This window comes from Tenacibaculum gallaicum (assembly GCF_003387615.1).
Taxonomy (GTDB): domain Bacteria; phylum Bacteroidota; class Bacteroidia; order Flavobacteriales; family Flavobacteriaceae; genus Polaribacter; species Polaribacter gallaicus.
In genome coordinates this window covers 14,535-31,970 of the sequence record NZ_QUNS01000009.1, presented here as the reverse complement: position 1 = coordinate 31,970, position 17,436 = coordinate 14,535, and the positions used below count along the sequence as shown (strand labels likewise).

The window sequence follows — 17,436 nt, the reverse complement described above, 5'->3', positions numbered from 1 at the left end:
CTAAGCTCTATATAATGGGAAAAATGAATTATTATCAGTCGAAATACCTTTTTCTCTAACTAGTTCTTCATATTTTTCTTTGTTTACTATATACCTCCATATTTTAAACTGAAAACTCTCTTTAGAAAACCCAGATTTGAATCTAAACAAAGGGTCTTCATCGCTTCCTCCAACACCTCCACCAAGATGTAAATAATCTAATTTTAATTCATTTCCTAGCAATCTTGCTTCATCTAAAATCAACTTCATTGGGGTATCTCTTGCGTAGGCTTGTTTTGTACCTGCTAAATGGTACTGAATTATCTTATCTGTAATTGTAAAAATAGCACCTGCAGTAATCTCCCCATCCTTCTTTGCAAGCAATAATTTTGTTTCAAAACAATTATTACTTAAAAATTCATAGAAGTATTCTTTAGAAAAAAAATAATAGTCATTTGCTTCTACTTTTTTCATCGTTTCATAATAAATATCAATAAACTCATCTTGTTCTTCTTTTGTAGTTGCTTCAACAACTTCAAAATTATTTTTCTTTAGCTTATTAATTTCGTATTTGTTCGATTTTCTGTACTGTTTTCTTTGTTCTTCTGGAGTTAATTTAAGATAGATTGCTATGGTTTTATTTAAATTAACAACTTCACCTAACCCTTCTATTAATTTATCATTTTCTAAAATAGGATGTAATCTTGAAAAAACAGATATTATCTTTTTCTTTACGAAAAATTCATTAAGTTTATTTTGAAAGCTAATTTTTAACTCTTCGGAGATTATATTGATATCAATATTTGCTATTGCACCAGCATAACCATAAACTGAAGTACAATCAAATAAGTCTGTATCTGGTATTTCTCTAATTATTAATGGTAAAGCTATAAAATTATTATCTTCTTGATATACAAACAATATTGGTTCACCTTCTTTTTCTAATTTATTATAAGATGAAGTATGGTAAAAATCATGAACAAATGATGCGTTAACATACTCTTTCCAAGATTCTTCTGTTAGTCTTATAATTTTTGTTTCTGACATTCTTGAATTGATTTTTTTAATGCTGTCGTTATGTAAATAATATCTTCTTTGGAATATCTATAATCTGTATGTAAAAATAAAAACCTATTTTGATAACTAATATCATTATCTATTTTCTGATTTGGCCATAAAATAGCTGGATATACATTGGACTTTATTAATTTGTTTCGAATAAAGTCTCTTTGAATATTTGAATCAAAAAAAAGTAATAATCCTAATGAATTTTCATCTACACTAAAGGTATAGTTTAAATAATCTTTAAGATACTTTAAAGCCAATTGGATATTAGATTCTTTCTTTTTAAATATTTCTTCAACATTTAATCTTTCTAAAATATTTTCTGCTAAAACAGGTAATTTGTAATCTCTATAAAGTTTAGTTAACTGTTCTTCAGCTTTAGAGTAATAACTCCTATATAAATCTTTATTTGAAAATCTATTTTGCAAGTATTCGTTTTTTAAGAACATACCTAATGTTTTGTTCTCTGCTACTTGATCTGCTAGAATACTTTCCTTGCCTTCTGGAAGTTGAAATTTATTCGGAGAATACAAAAAACCTCCTAATGGTATTGGTAATTGTTTTCTTAATGATCCGAAAACATAATTTGCATTACTTATTTTTATAGCATTAATATTATGTGTCAAATCATCAACAACTACAATTTTTTTAAATAATTGAGTATTAAAATCTCTTACACCAAAATAATTTACGTTAACAAAAACACTGGTTTCCTCGTCTTCGAAAAAATCATAATCCAATATCAAATTATTTGGATTAGACCGAAATACTATAACCTGAATATTTAAATTTGATAGATTTTCAATTACATCTTGGCAATAATAAGATGGAATATAAACTTTCTTCCATCCATTATTTTTGATCCCATGTTGAAGTAACGCATATAAAGCAGACCTTCCTGATAGAAAAAAAGAAAAGTTTTCATCTTCGAAAAAATTTCTCTGGTTTTTATCTAAAATAAACTCTTGATTACAAGAATGAAAATCTGAACCAAACTCTTTATTTATCATTTTTTTTCCCAGTAATTACTGTTCTCTAATAACTTGAAATAATCATCACTTGTTATCCCAACAACCACTTGATCCCACCATTTGTTTTTTCTAAAATAATGATTCTTTTTTACTCCTTCGACTTGCCAACCGCATTTTTTTGTGTAAACACCAATAGAAGGTTGATTATATGAAATCATTGACCCATTCATTCTCATTAAACCCAATTCCTCAAAAGCATACTTATTAATTGCCATTATTGTATCGACTCCGTACCCTTTACCTCTCATTTTTTTATCTCCTAATAACATTCCATGAAATGCATTTCTATCTTTCCAATTTATATCGACCAAATTAGCCATACCAATCAGACCCAAATCTGGAGTATCTATTGCAAAGCGCTGGTTAACACTTCCCAAAGAAAGTGAAGTAAACCAACTTTCTTGATCTTTTATACTTGAAGGAAAATGCCATCCTCCTAACATATAATTGATTTCAGGATCATTAGACCATTTATGTAAAAGTTCTAAATCTCTCTCCTCTATTGCTCTTAACACAACTTTTTTCCCTCTTATATTCATAAAATTATTTTTTCTTAAAATGATTACTACTTAAATTCCTGCTAATTCCTAAATCATCTATATCATCTACCGTTTGGCCATTTACAATAGTAGACGATTTAAATAATACCGAGTTTATTGTCATAAATATTATCCTTGCATCCAATAAAAAAGACAAGTTATCAACATAAAAGACGTCATTATCAAACCTTTCAGAAAATTTCATTGTATTTCTTCCTTTTACCTGTGCAAGTCCAGTTATTCCTGGTCTAACATTATGTCTCTTCTTATGTTTCTCTGAATACATTGGTAAATACTCAGGTAATAAAGGACGAGGACCTATTAAACTCATATCTCCTTTTATTATATTTAATAATTGTGGAATTTCATCCAATGAAGTTTTTCTCACAAACTTACCTATGCTTGTTAATCGATCAGCGTCTGGCAATAAATTTCCTTCCTTATCTTTTTTATCATTCATAGATTTAAACTTGACGATTTTAAAAATCCTTTCATTTAAACCTGGACGTTCTTGAAAGAAAAATGGTTTTCCTTGATTTGCTATAAGTAAACTTAAAGTAACAACTGTGAAAATTGGAAATAACATAACAAAAGCCAATAAAGCCAAAATAAAATCTAAAATGCGTTTTAAATAGTTTCTATACATAACTTAAAGGTTTTTGTATGTATTTTCAACTGTTTCCACAAATTGTTTACATAAAATAGATTTATCATAAACTGTTTCAGCCAAAGTTCGAGATTTTCGTCCCATTTCTTTCACTATTTCTGGATTTTTTTTTAACAACAAAATTTTATCAACTAGTTCTTGTGCTACATTAGGATTGACATAAAATCCGCAATTATGCTTCTCCACCATATCTTTTGTCCATCCCGCAGAATTTACGATAATAGGTTTACCTGCTGATAGAGAATCAAATAGTTTATTAGGTGAATTGGTATAGAGTATTGGTAAGTCTTTAAAGCTAACCATCGATACATCACAGAGGTTAACAATCTCTGAGGTTTCTTTCATTGGGAATCTTCCTAAAAAATGAACTTGTTTTAATTGATGTTTTTGGCAATAGGTCTTTAATTCTTCTTCTGTAGAACCTCCACCTATAAAAATAAATTCAATACTGGTATCTTCTTTTAGCTCCTCTGCTCCTCTTATTATGCTCATTGCTCCATTAGCTATACCCAATGCCCCGAAGTGGATTAATTTAAAACTGTCTGTTCGAAGCCCTAACTCCGTTTGCAATTGTTCGTTTTTCTCTCTTGGCCAAAAGGCATCTATTTTAGCCATATTAGGAATCATACTAACTTTTTCCTTAGGTTCATATTTGAGTACCCCCGCTGCCATACCTGGAGATAAAGCTACAATATGCTTGGCATTTTTGTAAATACTTTTTTCAAAACTAACTGCTAATTTTTGAAGCAGCTTGTTATCTAGCCCTCCCATTTGGATGGGTACTTCTGGCCATAAATCTCTTACTTCAAAAATAAAAGGAATTTTTCGTAACTTCTTTAATACCAAGGTGGGAAAACCTACCGTTAAAGGGGTTGAAGTAGCAAGTGCTAAATCGACATTTTTTACTTTTAATGCTAAACGTGTCGATTTTATCATAAAATTGAGGAATGATTTTACACGTGCCATGATAGACATATTCTGATTATAGGGTACTTTTAGATATATTACCTCGATGCCATCGATTGTTTTATGCACAATTTTTTCCTGAATACTAGAAGAGGTTGTAAGCATCGTTACCTTATGCCCTTCTTCAATAAAGCGTTTTGCTACCCAGTATGAACGCGTCCCTCCTGGCTCACTTGGTATTTTAAAATATTGGTGTATATATAAAATGTGCATTATTTCTTATTATTTTTGGCAATATTAGCATATATTTCCTTATGTTTTTTAGCAATATTAGACCAATCATGATTAGCTGTTATCTCTGCCTCTAAATTCTGTAACGGGTTATAATTTTCAAGTATTTGTTTAACCGCATTTATTATACTTTCTTCGTTATTGGGCTCTACTGCCACCCCTATATTTTCATAATACCCATCTATTCCTTCTTTTTGTGTGTAAATTATAGGTAAGCCTTGAGAAATTGCTTCTATATAAACTAATCCAAAGGTTTCTCCTTTAGAAGGCATGGCAAAAATATCTGCTTTCGTAAACTGCTGTTGAAGTAATTTTTTATCGGTAATCTTTCCTTTAAAATTAATAGCCTCCCTACGTTTAACTTTTTCTAATATTTTTTTTTCTTCACTTCCCCCCCCTCCTACTAAGTTTAATTGACAAGGAACACCAATAGCATTAAGAATCGTTATTGCATTTATTAATTTTAGCACATTTTTTCCTTTAGCAAATTTACCTATATACAAAACAACGGGTAGTTTCTGGGGGTTCTGCTTTGGAACTTTATAATTTCTTATCCAAAAACTGTCTATCCCATTAGGGATTATCTCACTTTTTTTAATAAACCTTTGTTTGTTTACAAAGGGTTTTAAATTAAAAAAACGTTTATGATAACTTGGAGAGATAAAAAACACCTTACTGGCATATTCTATAATATTTTTTGCTCGTTTACGTAAGTGATACCCATATTTATAAAACAAATTTAAATCGGTATTCCTTATGGTTATTATATAGGGAATATTATGTTTTTTATATAGTTGATAAGCCACTCCGCCATCACTATACCATGTGTGTGCGTGAATCAACGTTACTTTGGATAAATCTACATAAGCTTCTACATCATCAGTAACTTTATTAATCTTGTGAAAGTATCGAAGTTTATCAGTTTTTTTTAAAATATTACGATAAATAATACTTGAGTTTGTTTGTTTAAAATTTATATGATTTTTCCCTATTAAATCCTCTCTCCTTACAGCTGTATATATAATTTGAGAAAGTTCTAATTGATCAAGCTGTTGAATTAAACTTTTATAAACCTTTGATCCTGAAAAGTCATTTGTGATATGTAGTAGCATAACATTAAATTTTCTCTTAATAATTTTTAACTTTTTTAGCTGCTATTTTCCATATTCATTTATCAAATCTGGGATTTTATTCATAACTAATAAGAGGCTTCCCTTCTGTCAAAGTAAAATGAATTCCAACCCAAAGTTTTGAATATTTCTTCTCCTTCAATATTACATAATCAAAATTTTTCATGTTTTGCATCATTGTAGTGCTTGTCGTAATACTTTTTTCATGAGAATCAATTACTGCATCTATTATTTAACCAGTAAAGCCTTAGTAATCTCAGTTTGTTATTAGATATACGAATTTAATTCATTTTAATTTTTTTTTCGATTTTATCCATTTGATTTTCCCAATGATATTTGTCTTTTATCAACATAATATTATTTTTTTACATATTTCATAAACATCTATTTTCTCAAATTCTATTTGTTTTCATACAATTTTAAATACTTAGGAACAATTTTATCCCATGTATATTGCTCTGCATAAATTTTAGCATTATCACTCATTTTTTTATAGGGTATTTTTAATGAAATAAAACCATATAAAATATTATGAAAAACTTCAGTAAATTCATTTTCATTAAGTGAATTTAACAAAAAACCTTCTCTTCCATCAACTATCAAACCATCTATACCTGTGTTTTTTGAGGCTATAACTGGTAATCCACATGCCATTGCTTCAAAATAAACCCTCCCTAATGTTTCAGGGTAACTTGGCATAATGAATAAGTCATATTTTAATAAAACCGAAGGTAAATCTTGATTATTGATAAGTCCTTTAAGAGTAACTTTATCTCCTAAATTATGCTGTTTTATTAATTGACTTAAATTGTGTTTCTCTCCCCCATCACCGTAAACATCAAAAATAAAATCGTATTCAAAGTAACTTAAACTTTTTATAACTAAATCTATATTCTTTAGCTTCAATAATCTTGATACTGTAACTAACCGAATTGGTTGGTTTATCTTTTTATTTTCTTTATTTTTAAAAAAATGTCGACCTACTCCATGTGGGATAAAATTAATTTTTTTATTGACAAACATTTCACCCTCAACTATTTGACGAGAGCTAATTGCTATTAAGTCTCTTGCTCCTTCTAAGTTTTTTTTAACCTTTTCATCTTTAATTCTATTTAAACCACGTAACGTGACTATATAAGGGATATTATATTTTTTACTCAGCAAGCGTGCTATATATGCACTAGTATCTGCATTATGTGCATGAAGAACTGTTGGTTGATATTTATTAATTATTTTCTCTATTCTTTTTCTATATAAAAAAAGACTTAACCTTATTAATACATTTCTAAAAAATACTTTTTTGGGGAGTAAAAAAACAGGAAATAAGAATAATTTTCTTCCTTTTAACTCAAACTCTTTCTCTTTTTTTAACTGATAATATGAATTCCATTTTGATGAGGCTTTAGATAAGGTTTTATTAGCGTTCGGAAAAGTAAAAATATATTTAAATGAGATATCTTTATTTCTCGAGTTGATCTCATCCTCCGTTACTAATAATATATCATTTTCCGTTTTTTTATACTCTATAGCTGAAACAGGAAGAATCCCAGTAACAACTAACACTTTAATCTCTTTCATACATCTCTTATTTATTGAAAATCATTTTTAAAACTATTTGAAGTATATATAAAAATTAAACTTATATATGTTATGGGAGTCGTAATCATTGGGCTTATAAAGTTTGATACAATAAAAAGAAAAACACCTATAAAACATGCTATATCAATTGAATTTTTAAATCTAAAATGTGAAAATCTATTTTTTATTCGAATAAATAAAAAAATAAGTAAGGGAAGAAACCCCAAAAGACCAAAATTCGCTAAAAAATCAACCCAAGGCATATGCTCTCCAATTTTATTATACGACCGCCACGGAGGAACACCTATTCCAAAAAATGGATTGTCATAAAAAGTTTCTAGTGAAACATTTGCTAATTTATCTCTCCCTGTAACATCTCCTCCTTGCTTTGAAAACCCCTCTATTTTTTTCAAAATTGGATCTAATAATCTAGTATCCGATAAGTATTGATTAAAAATATAAATTGACATAGAAAAAAGCACTATTCCTACTACTATAGCCTTAAAACTAAATAACTTTTTAAACCTAAAAAACAATAACAATAGTACACCTAGAACAAACATAAAAATAGAAGCAAAATAAGTAGATATAAAAATTGAAAATATCATACTAAAAATTGCTATAAACATTATTATTCTTGCAAAAGAACTTTGTAAATAACTTTGAATTATCAAGCCAAATAAACACAACCCTCCCAAGGAAGTATATAAAGCATTCGTTCCTACTCCGTTCTTCACTGCTTCTTTTACTAATTCATCAGACAACTGACCTGAAGACATCAACCTAGATAACAGCAAGTTAGAATCAAAAATATAAGGGATAGAAATACTTGCTTGCACTCCTAAGGCTATAAAAATCAAAAATATAATTGTGACTTTTTTTCTTATATCATATTCGTAAATAGCATCTATAACGTACAATATTGCAAAAAAGAAAAATATCAAAAAGTATTGTTTCGATTTAGAATTAAAATCTACCAATACAAAATTAAAAAAAACAACAAGAATAAAACCTATTAAGAATAAAAAATCAATTTTTATACTTCCTTTACGTAAAGGGATTTTTTTGTACTTAACCAGTAAGTAAACAAAATAAACAAGAATTAAACTCCATGAAGTTAAAAAACCTTTGAATAAGATATTCAAGTATCCTATCATAGGGATAATAAATGCAAAAGCAGTTAAAAATACATCAATTGAAAAAATTAATGTTATTTTATTTTTCATCCCCATTTAACCTTTTATTAATTTATAAAAATTTAACTGTACCTTAAAACATGCTCGGAAATATTCTTTAAAACTTGCACCTGTTAAATTATTGACTAATATTTTCCAACTAGGATAGTACAATAGCATCATTGCTAATATTAGACTAATCGTAACTCCCAAAATACCGTATAGACTTCCAAAATATATAAATACTGGTACAACAAATAACGTTATAAGATTCCAAAGAAACTCTAAATCAGTCCTACCTGTTGCTACTACAAGGCTCCCTACTGGATTTCCTATAGACCTAAACATCATATAAACAGAAAGAATTCTAACTAAAATAATAACCTCATCAAAACCTCCTCCATACATTATTTTCACTACCCATGGAGCTAATACTATTAATCCTAAATAGACAGGAATGTTAATTGATGCCACAATATTTACTAGTCTTAAATATCCACTTTTTAATTCTTGTATATTTTTCTGCATCAAAGCTAACGCAGGTGCTGCTACTTTGACAAGTATCGGATTAATTACTTGCACAGGACGAAAAACTAACTGTTTAGCCAAACTATAACCTCCCAAAATATCTGTAGAAAAAAACTTTCCAATAATTAATATATCTAAATCTCGATTAAAATAATTAATTACCTGACCTCCTACCTGATACATCCCTATTTTTAAAAACTCTTTTGTCTCTTTGAATTTAAAATGAAATAAAAGCCCGTATTTTCTTATACCTATTATAAAATAACATACATTAGAAAATAAAGCTTGAAATATAACAGAGTAAACCAGTGCAAAAACCCCATAATCAAAAACAGCAAGTACTACAGAAAGTCCTAAAGATAATAAAGCACCTATTATATCTATAAGGCTTATGATATTGAACAAAAGATGTTTTTGTTCTATTGTCTTATATTGTCTCCCCAAGCCTGATATCAATAAGTTGAGGCCTATTAAAGGTATTAACGTATTCAACAAAGGTTGTTCATAAAAAGATGTAACTAACGGAGTGATGAGAAATAATATAACATACATAGCTATACTTACCATCCAATTTATCCAATACAAACTAGCATATTGATTTTTGGTAATTCCTTGTTTATGTAAAATAGCTGAGGTTACTCCCATATCATTAAACAGGTTCATAAACCCCATCACAAAAGTAACCAACGCCATCAATCCAAAATCAGCTTTATCTAAAAATCGAGTAAGGATAGAAACTTTTAATATAGCAACTACAGCCAATACAATTGTACTTATAGTTGTCCATTTTACTCCTGTTTTAACTTGTTTATTTATCGACACCTATTAATTAATTAATTAATTTATTTACTAATTCCTTATACTGTGATTGTAAAACATTTTCTGTAAATAGCTTATCTAAAATTTCTCGATTAGTCTCTTGCTTATCCTTTTCTAAAATAGTGTTTGCGTAGAATGAAAATTCATTATCAAAATCAAACACAAAAATTCCCAGCCTCTTAAAGTAGTTATATACTGGGTTTTTAGAAGATAAATAAACACGAACTCCCATATAAAGCAAGGCTAATATATTACCCATTGCTTGTTGCCTGTAATGATAAAAAACAGCTGTACTACAACTAAATAATAAATTGAAATATTTATCTCTTTCCATAAAATCCAAAATAGGGCAAAAATTTTCTTCTAACAATTCTTTACCTCTATTCAAAACAACTAACTTATATTTTTGATTATTCCCATAACTTAAAGGAACAAATACTCTTTCTTTAAAACCTGATTTATTAATTATTTCGAGAGCATCTAAGTGATTATTTTCTACTGAGTTTGAATTACCTAAAATAATATTTCGAGCATCCAAATTAATTCTCAAATTTGATTGTCCTGCCAAATACTGATTAATAGTAGAATATCCTATTTCTTGATACGCTAATCTATTTGGATAAAAACCTACAAAAAAATCGTAATCTTCTTTTATATATGTACAGAAATAATCAATACGCTTATGTGCTAATTCATAAACACTATAAAAATCGTCTGTTTTTTTAATATGCTTATAATATAAAGACCGAAGAACTTTATGCTTTTTAATACTATTTATAAGTGTATATTTCCGATTATTACTTTTTAAATATGATAAGGTTTCAGGAGCATATAATGTATTTCTAATTTTTGGCAGATTATATATATCAAATCCCCAAGCAAACCATGCCTTTTTCACATTAACATCTAACTCTACTAACAACTTAGCAAATACATAATTTAACCCATGAACAACAACTGCAACAACATCTTGCTCTATGTTATCTTTAGAAAATAAACTAAAATCTCCAAAAATCACATTATCCCGTTCTGTCTTGCAATGCCTCCGATTAGCACTATCTCCTAACACAAAAAAAATGTTGTTTTGAAAAACTTTTTCAAAATTTTCAATAACATCATCTGTGATTTTTTCATCAGGTATTAAATGTAAAATCTTACTCATTAATAATGCTATCTATTATGTATTGTACATTTTCCTTGGTTAATTCATAATACATAGGCAAGCGTACTAAACAATCTGAATAATCATCAGCTTTTTCTAACTTATCGCCTTCATATTGCTTGGCGTAAAAAGGGCTTTTATGCAAACTTAAATAATGAAATACCGAATGGATATTCTTTACTTTAAGTTTTTTAATCAATGCTTTTCTTTGTGCAGCATTTTCACACACCATATAAAACATGTGTGCATTATTTGTAGCAAAGTCTGGTACAAAAGGTAACTTTACATTATTCTCTTCTGCCCATTTGCTTAAACCTGTATAATATTGTTCCCAAATTTCTTTCCTTTTGTTTTGAATTTCCTTTAAGTTCTCTAGTTGAGCCCATAAAAAAGCAGCTATAATGTCTGAAGGCAAAAATGAAGAACCTACATCTACCCAGCCATATTTATCTACTTCTCCCCTAAAAAATGCAGAACGATTTGTTCCTTTTTCTCGTATAATCTCTGCTCTCTTTATAAATTGTTCATCATTGATTGCCAACAAGCCTCCTTCTCCAGAAATAATATTTTTTGTTTCATGAAAAGAAAATGCAGCTAAATGCCCTATACTTCCTAAAGGTTTTCCTTTATAATATGAATCTATTGCCTGAGCAGCATCTTCAATCACGTACAAATTATACTTACGTGCTAAATCCATTATTATATCCATATCACAAGCAACTCCTGCATAATGTACAGGAACAATAGCTTTTGTTTTTGGAGTAATTAACCGTTCTATACTTCTTTCATCTATTCCTGGGTGGTCTTTTTTACTATCGGCAAATATTATTTTTGCCCCTCTAAGTACAAAAGCATTTGAGGTAGATACAAAAGTGTAAGAAGGCATAATAACCTCATCTCCTGGTTGTATATCTATCAATATTGCTGCCATTTCCAAAGCATCTGTACAAGAAGTTGTGAGTAGTGCTTTTTTAAAACCGTAGTTTTCTTCAAGAAAAGTATGACATTTTTTGGTAAAAATCCCGTCTCCTGATATTTTCCCTGTTTTTACAGCTTCTTCAATATATAAAGTTTCTTTTCCTGTAAAATAAGGTTTATTAAATGGTATTATTGCCATAAATGATAAATATAAGTTCTTTCTTTTAATATAAACTTTGTCTTTTTATAAAGATTTACTGCTGCTAAATTTTCTCCTTGTGTAGATACCTCTATATCTGTATACCCTTTTTTATAACTAAAACTTATAGCCTGTTCTACTAAAATTCTTCCTATCCCTCTACCTCTAAACAAATCATTAACTGCTATTAAGCCTATTATAGCTGTTTCTTTATTTTTCTCTCCTAAAGTAACAAACCCTCCCAATTCATTATCTTCAAAAAAAAGAAGTACCTCCCAAGTTATTGAGAAAGAGATTGATTTTTCAAACCAAATAGAATATAGCTTTTCAAATTCTTTTTTTTGAAAATTCGGATCAAGTTTAAATCTGGATAACTTTCCACTCTGAAAAGCTAATTTTCTTAAACTTTTCTTTTCATAGGAAACATCTCTTATCGATTTTACTTTTGGATCTTCATTATGTTTCTCTGTTTTTCTGGAATATACCTCTTTACGATCCATTAAGTCCAAAGAGAGTTCTTTTTTCGAAAAGACGTAGATTAGTTTATATTCATCTGGTATAGAAAAAGAATTAAGTCCACCGTCCTCTAAAAAAATTTTACCTACTGGATAACCAAAAATATCAGTATCAAACTCCAGCTTTGAAATTGTATTCATTAACTTAACTTTAATAAATATTCTCCGTAACTACTTTTTCTTATCATTTTAGCTCCTTCCTGTAATTGTTCTTTACTTATATACCCCATTCGATAAGCAATCTCCTCTAAACAAGCTATTTTAAGTCCTGTACGTTTTTCTACCGCTTTTACAAACTCGGTAGCTTCGGTTAAAGCTTCATGCGTACCAGTGTCTAACCATGCAAATCCCCTACTTAAAATTTGCATTTTAAGTTGTTCTTTTCCTAAATAAGTTTGATTTACTGAAGTAATTTCTAACTCTCCTCGATGAGAAGGTTTTACTTCCTTTGCAATACTGATTACAGAATTTGGATAAAAATATAAACCAACCACCGCAAAATTCGATTTTGGTTCTTTTGGCTTTTCTTCTATACTTATCACATTTTGATCGGCATCAAATTCAGCTACTCCATAACGTCCTGGATCGTCTACATAATTACCAAAAACAACTGCTTTTTGCTCATCTTTTACCGTTTGTACAGCTTCACTTAATAGTTTTTGTAATCCTGCTCCGTAAAAAATATTATCCCCTAACACTAAACAAACATCATCACTCCCAATAAAATCTTCACCAATAATAAAAGCTTGTGCCAAACCATCAGGACTCGGTTGCTCCTTATATGATAACTTAATTCCTAACTGGGAACCATCTCCTAATAAACGCTTAAAATTAGGCAAATCGTGAGGAGTAGAAATAATTAAAATTTCTTTTATCCCCGCTAGCATTAATACCGACAATGGGTAATAAATCATTGGTTTATCGTAAATAGGTAGTAGTTGCTTACTTACAGACAGGGTTAATGGATGCAACCTTGTTCCTGAACCTCCTGCTAATATTATTCCTTTCATCCTTTTTTATTTATATTGTTTTTGATAATACTCTTGGTATACTCCACTTGTTACATTTTCCATCCATTCTTTGTTCTCTAAAAACCAATCAATTGTTTTTGCTAAGCCTTCTTCAAATGTAACTGTTGGAGACCACCCCAGTTCTTCGTTTATTTTAGAAGCATCAATTGCATATCGTAAATCGTGTCCTGGACGGTCTTTAACATAGGTAATTAGTTTTTCACTTTCTCCCTCTAATCTTCCCAGTTTCTCATCCATTTGTTTGCAAAGTAGTTTTACTAAATCGATATTTTTCCACTCATTAAAACCACCAATATTATAGGTTTCATGATTTATACCTTTGCGGAATACCAAATCAATCGCTATCGCATGATCTATAACATACAACCAATCTCTTGTGTAATTTCCATCGCCATATACAGGCAATGACTTCTTATTAAGAATGTTATTGATAAATAGAGGAATTAACTTTTCTGGAAAATGATTGGGTCCATAATTGTTAGAACAATTAGAAATGACAAATGGCATACCATAGGTTTCCCCATATGCTCTTACAAAATGGTCTGAACTTGCTTTAGAAGCTGAATAAGGAGAATTGGGATCGTATGAAGTACTTTCTTTAAACAAGCCTGTTTCTCCTAATGAACCATAGACTTCATCTGTACTTACATGATAAAAACGTTTATCCTCCCAATTATTTTGCCATAAGTTTTTAAATGCATTTAGCAAAATCATTGTCCCTAAAATATTCGTTTTCGCAAAAGCTAATGGGTCAGTAATTGAGCGATCTACATGTGATTCTGCTGCTAAGTGAATAACTCCATCAAACTTGTACCTTGTAAAAATCTTGTTAATAAAAGTTTCATCTGTAATATCACCATGTAAAAAAGTATAATTTGGGGATTCTTCTACATCTCTTAAATTCTCTAAATTTCCTGCATAAGTTAAAGCATCCAAATTATAAATATGACAATTTGGGTATTGTTTTATAAAACGTCTTACAACATGACTCCCTATGAAACCAGCTCCTCCAGTAATTAATAAATGTCTCATTTCCTTTTACTTCTTAATTTATATAAACTGTTAACTCACTTTTATAACATAAAAACCCTATTGTTTTTTACTAACCCAACATTGCGTATCTCGTGTACAATTTCAATAGACTCTCTTGCTTTTTATTAACCAAGCCTATTTCTTTTTAGGGCCTCTTGATAACTTTTCTTGTGTCAGTCAGTAAATACTGTACTAACCTCAATTTCTTCTCTATTTACTGCAATAGAACGATAGATACGTAGTCCGTTTTTTGTATTTGTATTTGCTTTTGGTAAGGTCGTTTCATCAATTGATAATAAACAGAAAACCCGCACTTCTTCAAATTCTAAATAGCTTGAAACTTTGTATTTTTCTCTAAGATACACCTTACTTTCCTATATTACAAAATCCAAGATAATATATCAGTTTTCTCCAAAAACAATTAACCCCTCATATCCTAAGAGGATAAAATTTTTCGTTTATAACCTCCAATTTGGATTCTTAACAATTCCTTTTATATCCATAATAACGGGGGTCTCTTTTGATATTTTTTTATAATCATCATCCGTTAACTCCTTAAACTGTTTATGAGCAACTGCAACAATTATAGAATCATATTTTTTTATTGACTTAAAAGGGCTTTCAATTATCTCGTAGTTATAATTACTATTATTTCCATTGGGTTCTACCCAAGGATCATACACATCTACATTACATCCATAAGTCTGTAATTCTTTTATAATATCTACAACTTTTGTATTTCTCATATCTGGACAATCTTCCTTAAAGGTTAGTCCTAAAACCAAAACATTTGATTTATTAATCTTCTTATCATTGGCTATCATTACTTTTACCGTATTCTCAGCAATGTATTTCCCCATTCCATTATTAATTTGTCGAGCATCTAAAATAAGATTTGGTTTGTACCCTAATTCTTCTGCTTTAAATGTTAAATAATAAGGATCTACACCTATGCAATGTCCCCCCACAAGACCTGGTGATAGTTTTATAAAGTTCCATTTTGTTGCTGCAGCTTCTAAAACTTCATTTGTATCAATTTTCATTACATCAAAAATCAATGCAAGCTCATTAATTAAAGCTATATTAACATCTCTTTGGGTATTTTCGATAACTTTACTTGCCTCTGCAACTTTAATACTTGACGCTTTGTGAGTCCCAGCTACAATTATTGACTTGTATAGTTCATCAACTTCAGTCGCCACTTCAGGCGTTGACCCCGAAGTTACTTTAAGTATTTTTGTTACTGTATGCTCTTTATCTCCCGGATTAATCCTTTCAGGGCTATAACCACAGAAAAAATCTTTATTAAACTTTAACTTTGAATGCTTTTCAAGTTCTGGTACACATACTTCTTCAGTTACTCCAGGATAAACAGTTGATTCATAAATCACAATATCTCCTTTCTTTAAAACACTTGCAACTAGTCCAGAAGAATTTATCAGAGGAGTTAAATCAGGACGATTGTTACTATCAATTGGCGTAGGAACCGTTACTATAAAAATTGAACTATCTATGGTTTCCTTTATGTTCGATGTATATTTTATACATTCTTTAATATCATCTAACTGATTTTTTCCCACCTCCAAGGTTCCATCATAACCTAACTTTAATTCATTTATTCTTCTTTCATTAATATCGAAACCTACAACTTTGAATTTCTTTGCTGCAAATGCGTGTGCTAAAGGTAACCCTACATAACCAAGCCCAACTACACATATTTTTTTACTCATTTTAATTATTTGATAAGTTATATACTATCTTTTTCAGATCTTACGCTTATTTTTCGTCAGTATTCAAACTACTAATCCATTTTTTACCTAAAATAAAAACCAAACTTAAAACACCTCCTAAAAATACCCAAACTAGAATAATTAATGCTCTTTTAGGCTTTGATTTATCAACAGGTACACTTACTGGTTCTATCACAGTAAACACTGGTGTGTTTTCTTTTATTTGAATTTTTTGAGTCTCTAATTGCTTTGCCAATTCGGAATATAAACTGAACGCTAAATTATACTCTGATTCTATTCTTTTTAAATATGATTGAGAACGTGAAGTAATTAACCCTTGATTTCTATCTCTATAACTAGCCAATATGGTTTGTTTTTTTTCAAATTCTAATTTTACTTCATTGTAGCGCTTCTGTATAAAGTTCAACTCTTGCTTTGCCTTTTCTATTTTAAATTTTGTGATAGCCTCTTGCAATATCGTTTGTGCTTTTTTTGTCATTTGAGCAGCTGCCAAGGCTTCTGGCATAGAAAACGATATTTCAACAAAACCATCCCTTGTATTGTTCTCTATTATTAATTGTTTTTGTATTTTCTTAAATAGCTTATGTTCATTTTTAGTAATTCGGTAGATTGAATCGTTGCTTATCTCTATAACAGTAGGCTCTTTATCGCTTTTTAAAAACTTGATAATCTTCCCTGGTAAACCTATGGTATATTCTTTAATAGCAGCAAGTAAATTAAACTTTGTATATTTTTCATAGTATTCTTGATAGGTTACTTCCTTTTCTACATTCGAAAATTTTAAGGGCATTTGTAAAAGTTTTCTCTGAAAAGGTACGCTTTGCGCTATTTTTGGATATAAAGTAGGAGGGATACTTTCAGTAGCTCCTCCACCTAAATTGATACCTGCCATTGCTGCTAACCCCCCTAAATTCCCTCCGAATTTTGAACCACTTGTTTGCGGCACTACTATTGTAGAGGCTGTATATTCTTTAACCGAAAAAACTGCTATGAACAACCCTATTAATCCAAAAACGACAAGGAATTTGACAACTGTTTTTCTAGCCTTCCATATGGTATTAAATAACTCTAATAAATCTATATCCTCTTGAGAACCTTGTTTAACTTTATTTTCCATATC

Annotated in this window: 17 protein-coding genes; all 17 read right to left on the bottom strand. The window is 29.6% G+C overall.

What is annotated here, in order from left to right:
- Positions 1–1,026 (bottom strand): GNAT family N-acetyltransferase, encoded by a 1,026-nt coding sequence (locus C7448_RS13620; protein ID WP_115901973.1) that lies wholly within the window; start codon positions 1,024–1,026, stop codon positions 1–3.
- Positions 1,005–2,054 (bottom strand): hypothetical protein, encoded by a 1,050-nt coding sequence (locus C7448_RS13615; RefSeq protein ID WP_115901972.1) that lies wholly within the window; start codon positions 2,052–2,054, stop codon positions 1,005–1,007. Before C7448_RS13615 ends, C7448_RS13620 begins: the two co-directional genes overlap by 22 nt.
- On the bottom strand, positions 2,051–2,614 hold the full coding sequence (locus C7448_RS13610) for a GNAT family N-acetyltransferase (protein WP_115901971.1): 564 nt from the start codon (positions 2,612–2,614) through the stop codon (positions 2,051–2,053). Before C7448_RS13610 ends, C7448_RS13615 begins: the two co-directional genes overlap by 4 nt.
- A 4-nt stretch (positions 2,615–2,618) precedes the next feature.
- Positions 2,619–3,260 carry a sugar transferase gene (locus C7448_RS13605; RefSeq protein ID WP_115901970.1) on the bottom strand — a complete coding sequence of 214 codons (642 nt, stop codon included), beginning with the start codon at positions 3,258–3,260 and terminating at the stop codon, positions 2,619–2,621.
- A 3-nt stretch (positions 3,261–3,263) separates the two neighbouring features.
- Entirely contained in the window at positions 3,264–4,460 is a 1,197-nt protein-coding gene (locus C7448_RS13600; protein ID WP_115901969.1) for a glycosyltransferase family 4 protein, read from the bottom strand.
- A complete protein-coding gene (locus C7448_RS13595; RefSeq protein WP_115901968.1) occupies positions 4,460–5,590 on the bottom strand; it encodes a glycosyltransferase family 4 protein in 1,131 nt (376 codons plus the stop codon). The genes C7448_RS13600 and C7448_RS13595 overlap by 1 nt, the downstream gene beginning before the upstream one ends.
- Positions 5,591–5,666: 76 nt before the next feature.
- Entirely contained in the window at positions 5,667–5,825 is a 159-nt protein-coding gene (locus tag C7448_RS16195; RefSeq protein WP_394342469.1) for a ChbG/HpnK family deacetylase, read from the bottom strand.
- Positions 5,826–6,007: 182 nt separating this feature from the next.
- Positions 6,008–7,186 (bottom strand): glycosyltransferase, encoded by a 1,179-nt coding sequence (locus tag C7448_RS13585; protein ID WP_115901966.1) that lies wholly within the window; start codon positions 7,184–7,186, stop codon positions 6,008–6,010.
- 11 nt (positions 7,187–7,197) lie between these two features.
- Positions 7,198–8,130: a hypothetical protein gene (locus tag C7448_RS13580; protein ID WP_170137045.1), complete on the bottom strand. Its 933-nt coding sequence runs from the start codon at positions 8,128–8,130 to the stop codon at positions 7,198–7,200.
- A 288-nt stretch (positions 8,131–8,418) separates the two neighbouring features.
- A complete protein-coding gene (locus tag C7448_RS13575) occupies positions 8,419–9,711 on the bottom strand; it encodes an MOP flippase family protein (RefSeq protein ID WP_115901964.1) in 1,293 nt (430 codons plus the stop codon).
- 7 nt (positions 9,712–9,718) lie between these two features.
- Positions 9,719–10,870: a TDP-N-acetylfucosamine:lipid II N-acetylfucosaminyltransferase gene (locus tag C7448_RS13570; RefSeq protein WP_115901963.1), complete on the bottom strand. Its 1,152-nt coding sequence runs from the start codon at positions 10,868–10,870 to the stop codon at positions 9,719–9,721.
- Positions 10,863–11,987, bottom strand: a complete 1,125-nt coding sequence (gene rffA, locus C7448_RS13565) for a dTDP-4-amino-4,6-dideoxygalactose transaminase (RefSeq protein ID WP_115901962.1) — start codon at positions 11,985–11,987, stop codon at positions 10,863–10,865. Before rffA ends, C7448_RS13570 begins: the two co-directional genes overlap by 8 nt.
- Positions 11,978–12,643 carry a GNAT family N-acetyltransferase gene (locus tag C7448_RS13560; RefSeq protein WP_115901961.1) on the bottom strand — a complete coding sequence of 222 codons (666 nt, stop codon included), beginning with the start codon at positions 12,641–12,643 and terminating at the stop codon, positions 11,978–11,980. Before C7448_RS13560 ends, rffA begins: the two co-directional genes overlap by 10 nt.
- Positions 12,643–13,512: a glucose-1-phosphate thymidylyltransferase RfbA gene (gene rfbA, locus C7448_RS13555; RefSeq protein WP_115901960.1), complete on the bottom strand. Its 870-nt coding sequence runs from the start codon at positions 13,510–13,512 to the stop codon at positions 12,643–12,645. The genes C7448_RS13560 and rfbA overlap by 1 nt, the downstream gene beginning before the upstream one ends.
- 6 nt (positions 13,513–13,518) lie before the next feature.
- Positions 13,519–14,565 (bottom strand): dTDP-glucose 4,6-dehydratase, encoded by a 1,047-nt coding sequence (rfbB, locus tag C7448_RS13550; protein WP_115901959.1) that lies wholly within the window; start codon positions 14,563–14,565, stop codon positions 13,519–13,521.
- 458 nt (positions 14,566–15,023) lie between these two features.
- Positions 15,024–16,295 carry a nucleotide sugar dehydrogenase gene (locus C7448_RS13540; protein ID WP_115901957.1) on the bottom strand — a complete coding sequence of 424 codons (1,272 nt, stop codon included), beginning with the start codon at positions 16,293–16,295 and terminating at the stop codon, positions 15,024–15,026.
- A 46-nt stretch (positions 16,296–16,341) separates the two neighbouring features.
- Positions 16,342–17,433 carry a Wzz/FepE/Etk N-terminal domain-containing protein gene (locus C7448_RS13535; RefSeq protein ID WP_115901955.1) on the bottom strand — a complete coding sequence of 364 codons (1,092 nt, stop codon included), beginning with the start codon at positions 17,431–17,433 and terminating at the stop codon, positions 16,342–16,344.
- Between the last annotated feature and the right edge of the window lie 3 nt (positions 17,434–17,436).

What these genes read in the sequence shown, in the direction of transcription:
- rfbB (WP_115901959.1), bottom strand. Translation starts at nt 14,565, where the DNA reads ATGAGACATTTATTAATTACTGGAGGAGCTGGTTTCATAGGGAGTCAT.
- C7448_RS13620 (WP_115901973.1), bottom strand. Translation starts at nt 1,026, where the DNA reads ATGTCAGAAACAAAAATTATAAGACTAACAGAAGAATCTTGGAAAGAG.
- C7448_RS13595 (WP_115901968.1), bottom strand. Translation starts at nt 5,590, where the DNA reads ATGCTACTACATATCACAAATGACTTTTCAGGATCAAAGGTTTATAAA.
- C7448_RS13600 (WP_115901969.1), bottom strand. Translation starts at nt 4,460, where the DNA reads ATGCACATTTTATATATACACCAATATTTTAAAATACCAAGTGAGCCA.
- C7448_RS13540 (WP_115901957.1), bottom strand. Translation starts at nt 16,295, where the DNA reads ATGAGTAAAAAAATATGTGTAGTTGGGCTTGGTTATGTAGGGTTACCT.
- rfbA (WP_115901960.1), bottom strand. Translation starts at nt 13,512, where the DNA reads ATGAAAGGAATAATATTAGCAGGAGGTTCAGGAACAAGGTTGCATCCA.
- C7448_RS13585 (WP_115901966.1), bottom strand. Translation starts at nt 7,186, where the DNA reads ATGAAAGAGATTAAAGTGTTAGTTGTTACTGGGATTCTTCCTGTTTCA.
- C7448_RS13605 (WP_115901970.1), bottom strand. Translation starts at nt 3,260, where the DNA reads ATGTATAGAAACTATTTAAAACGCATTTTAGATTTTATTTTGGCTTTA.
- C7448_RS13615 (WP_115901972.1), bottom strand. Translation starts at nt 2,054, where the DNA reads ATGATAAATAAAGAGTTTGGTTCAGATTTTCATTCTTGTAATCAAGAG.
- C7448_RS13610 (WP_115901971.1), bottom strand. Translation starts at nt 2,614, where the DNA reads ATGAATATAAGAGGGAAAAAAGTTGTGTTAAGAGCAATAGAGGAGAGA.
- C7448_RS13560 (WP_115901961.1), bottom strand. Translation starts at nt 12,643, where the DNA reads ATGAATACAATTTCAAAGCTGGAGTTTGATACTGATATTTTTGGTTAT.
- rffA (WP_115901962.1), bottom strand. Translation starts at nt 11,987, where the DNA reads ATGGCAATAATACCATTTAATAAACCTTATTTTACAGGAAAAGAAACT.
- C7448_RS13535 (WP_115901955.1), bottom strand. Translation starts at nt 17,433, where the DNA reads ATGGAAAATAAAGTTAAACAAGGTTCTCAAGAGGATATAGATTTATTA.
- C7448_RS13570 (WP_115901963.1), bottom strand. Translation starts at nt 10,870, where the DNA reads ATGAGTAAGATTTTACATTTAATACCTGATGAAAAAATCACAGATGAT.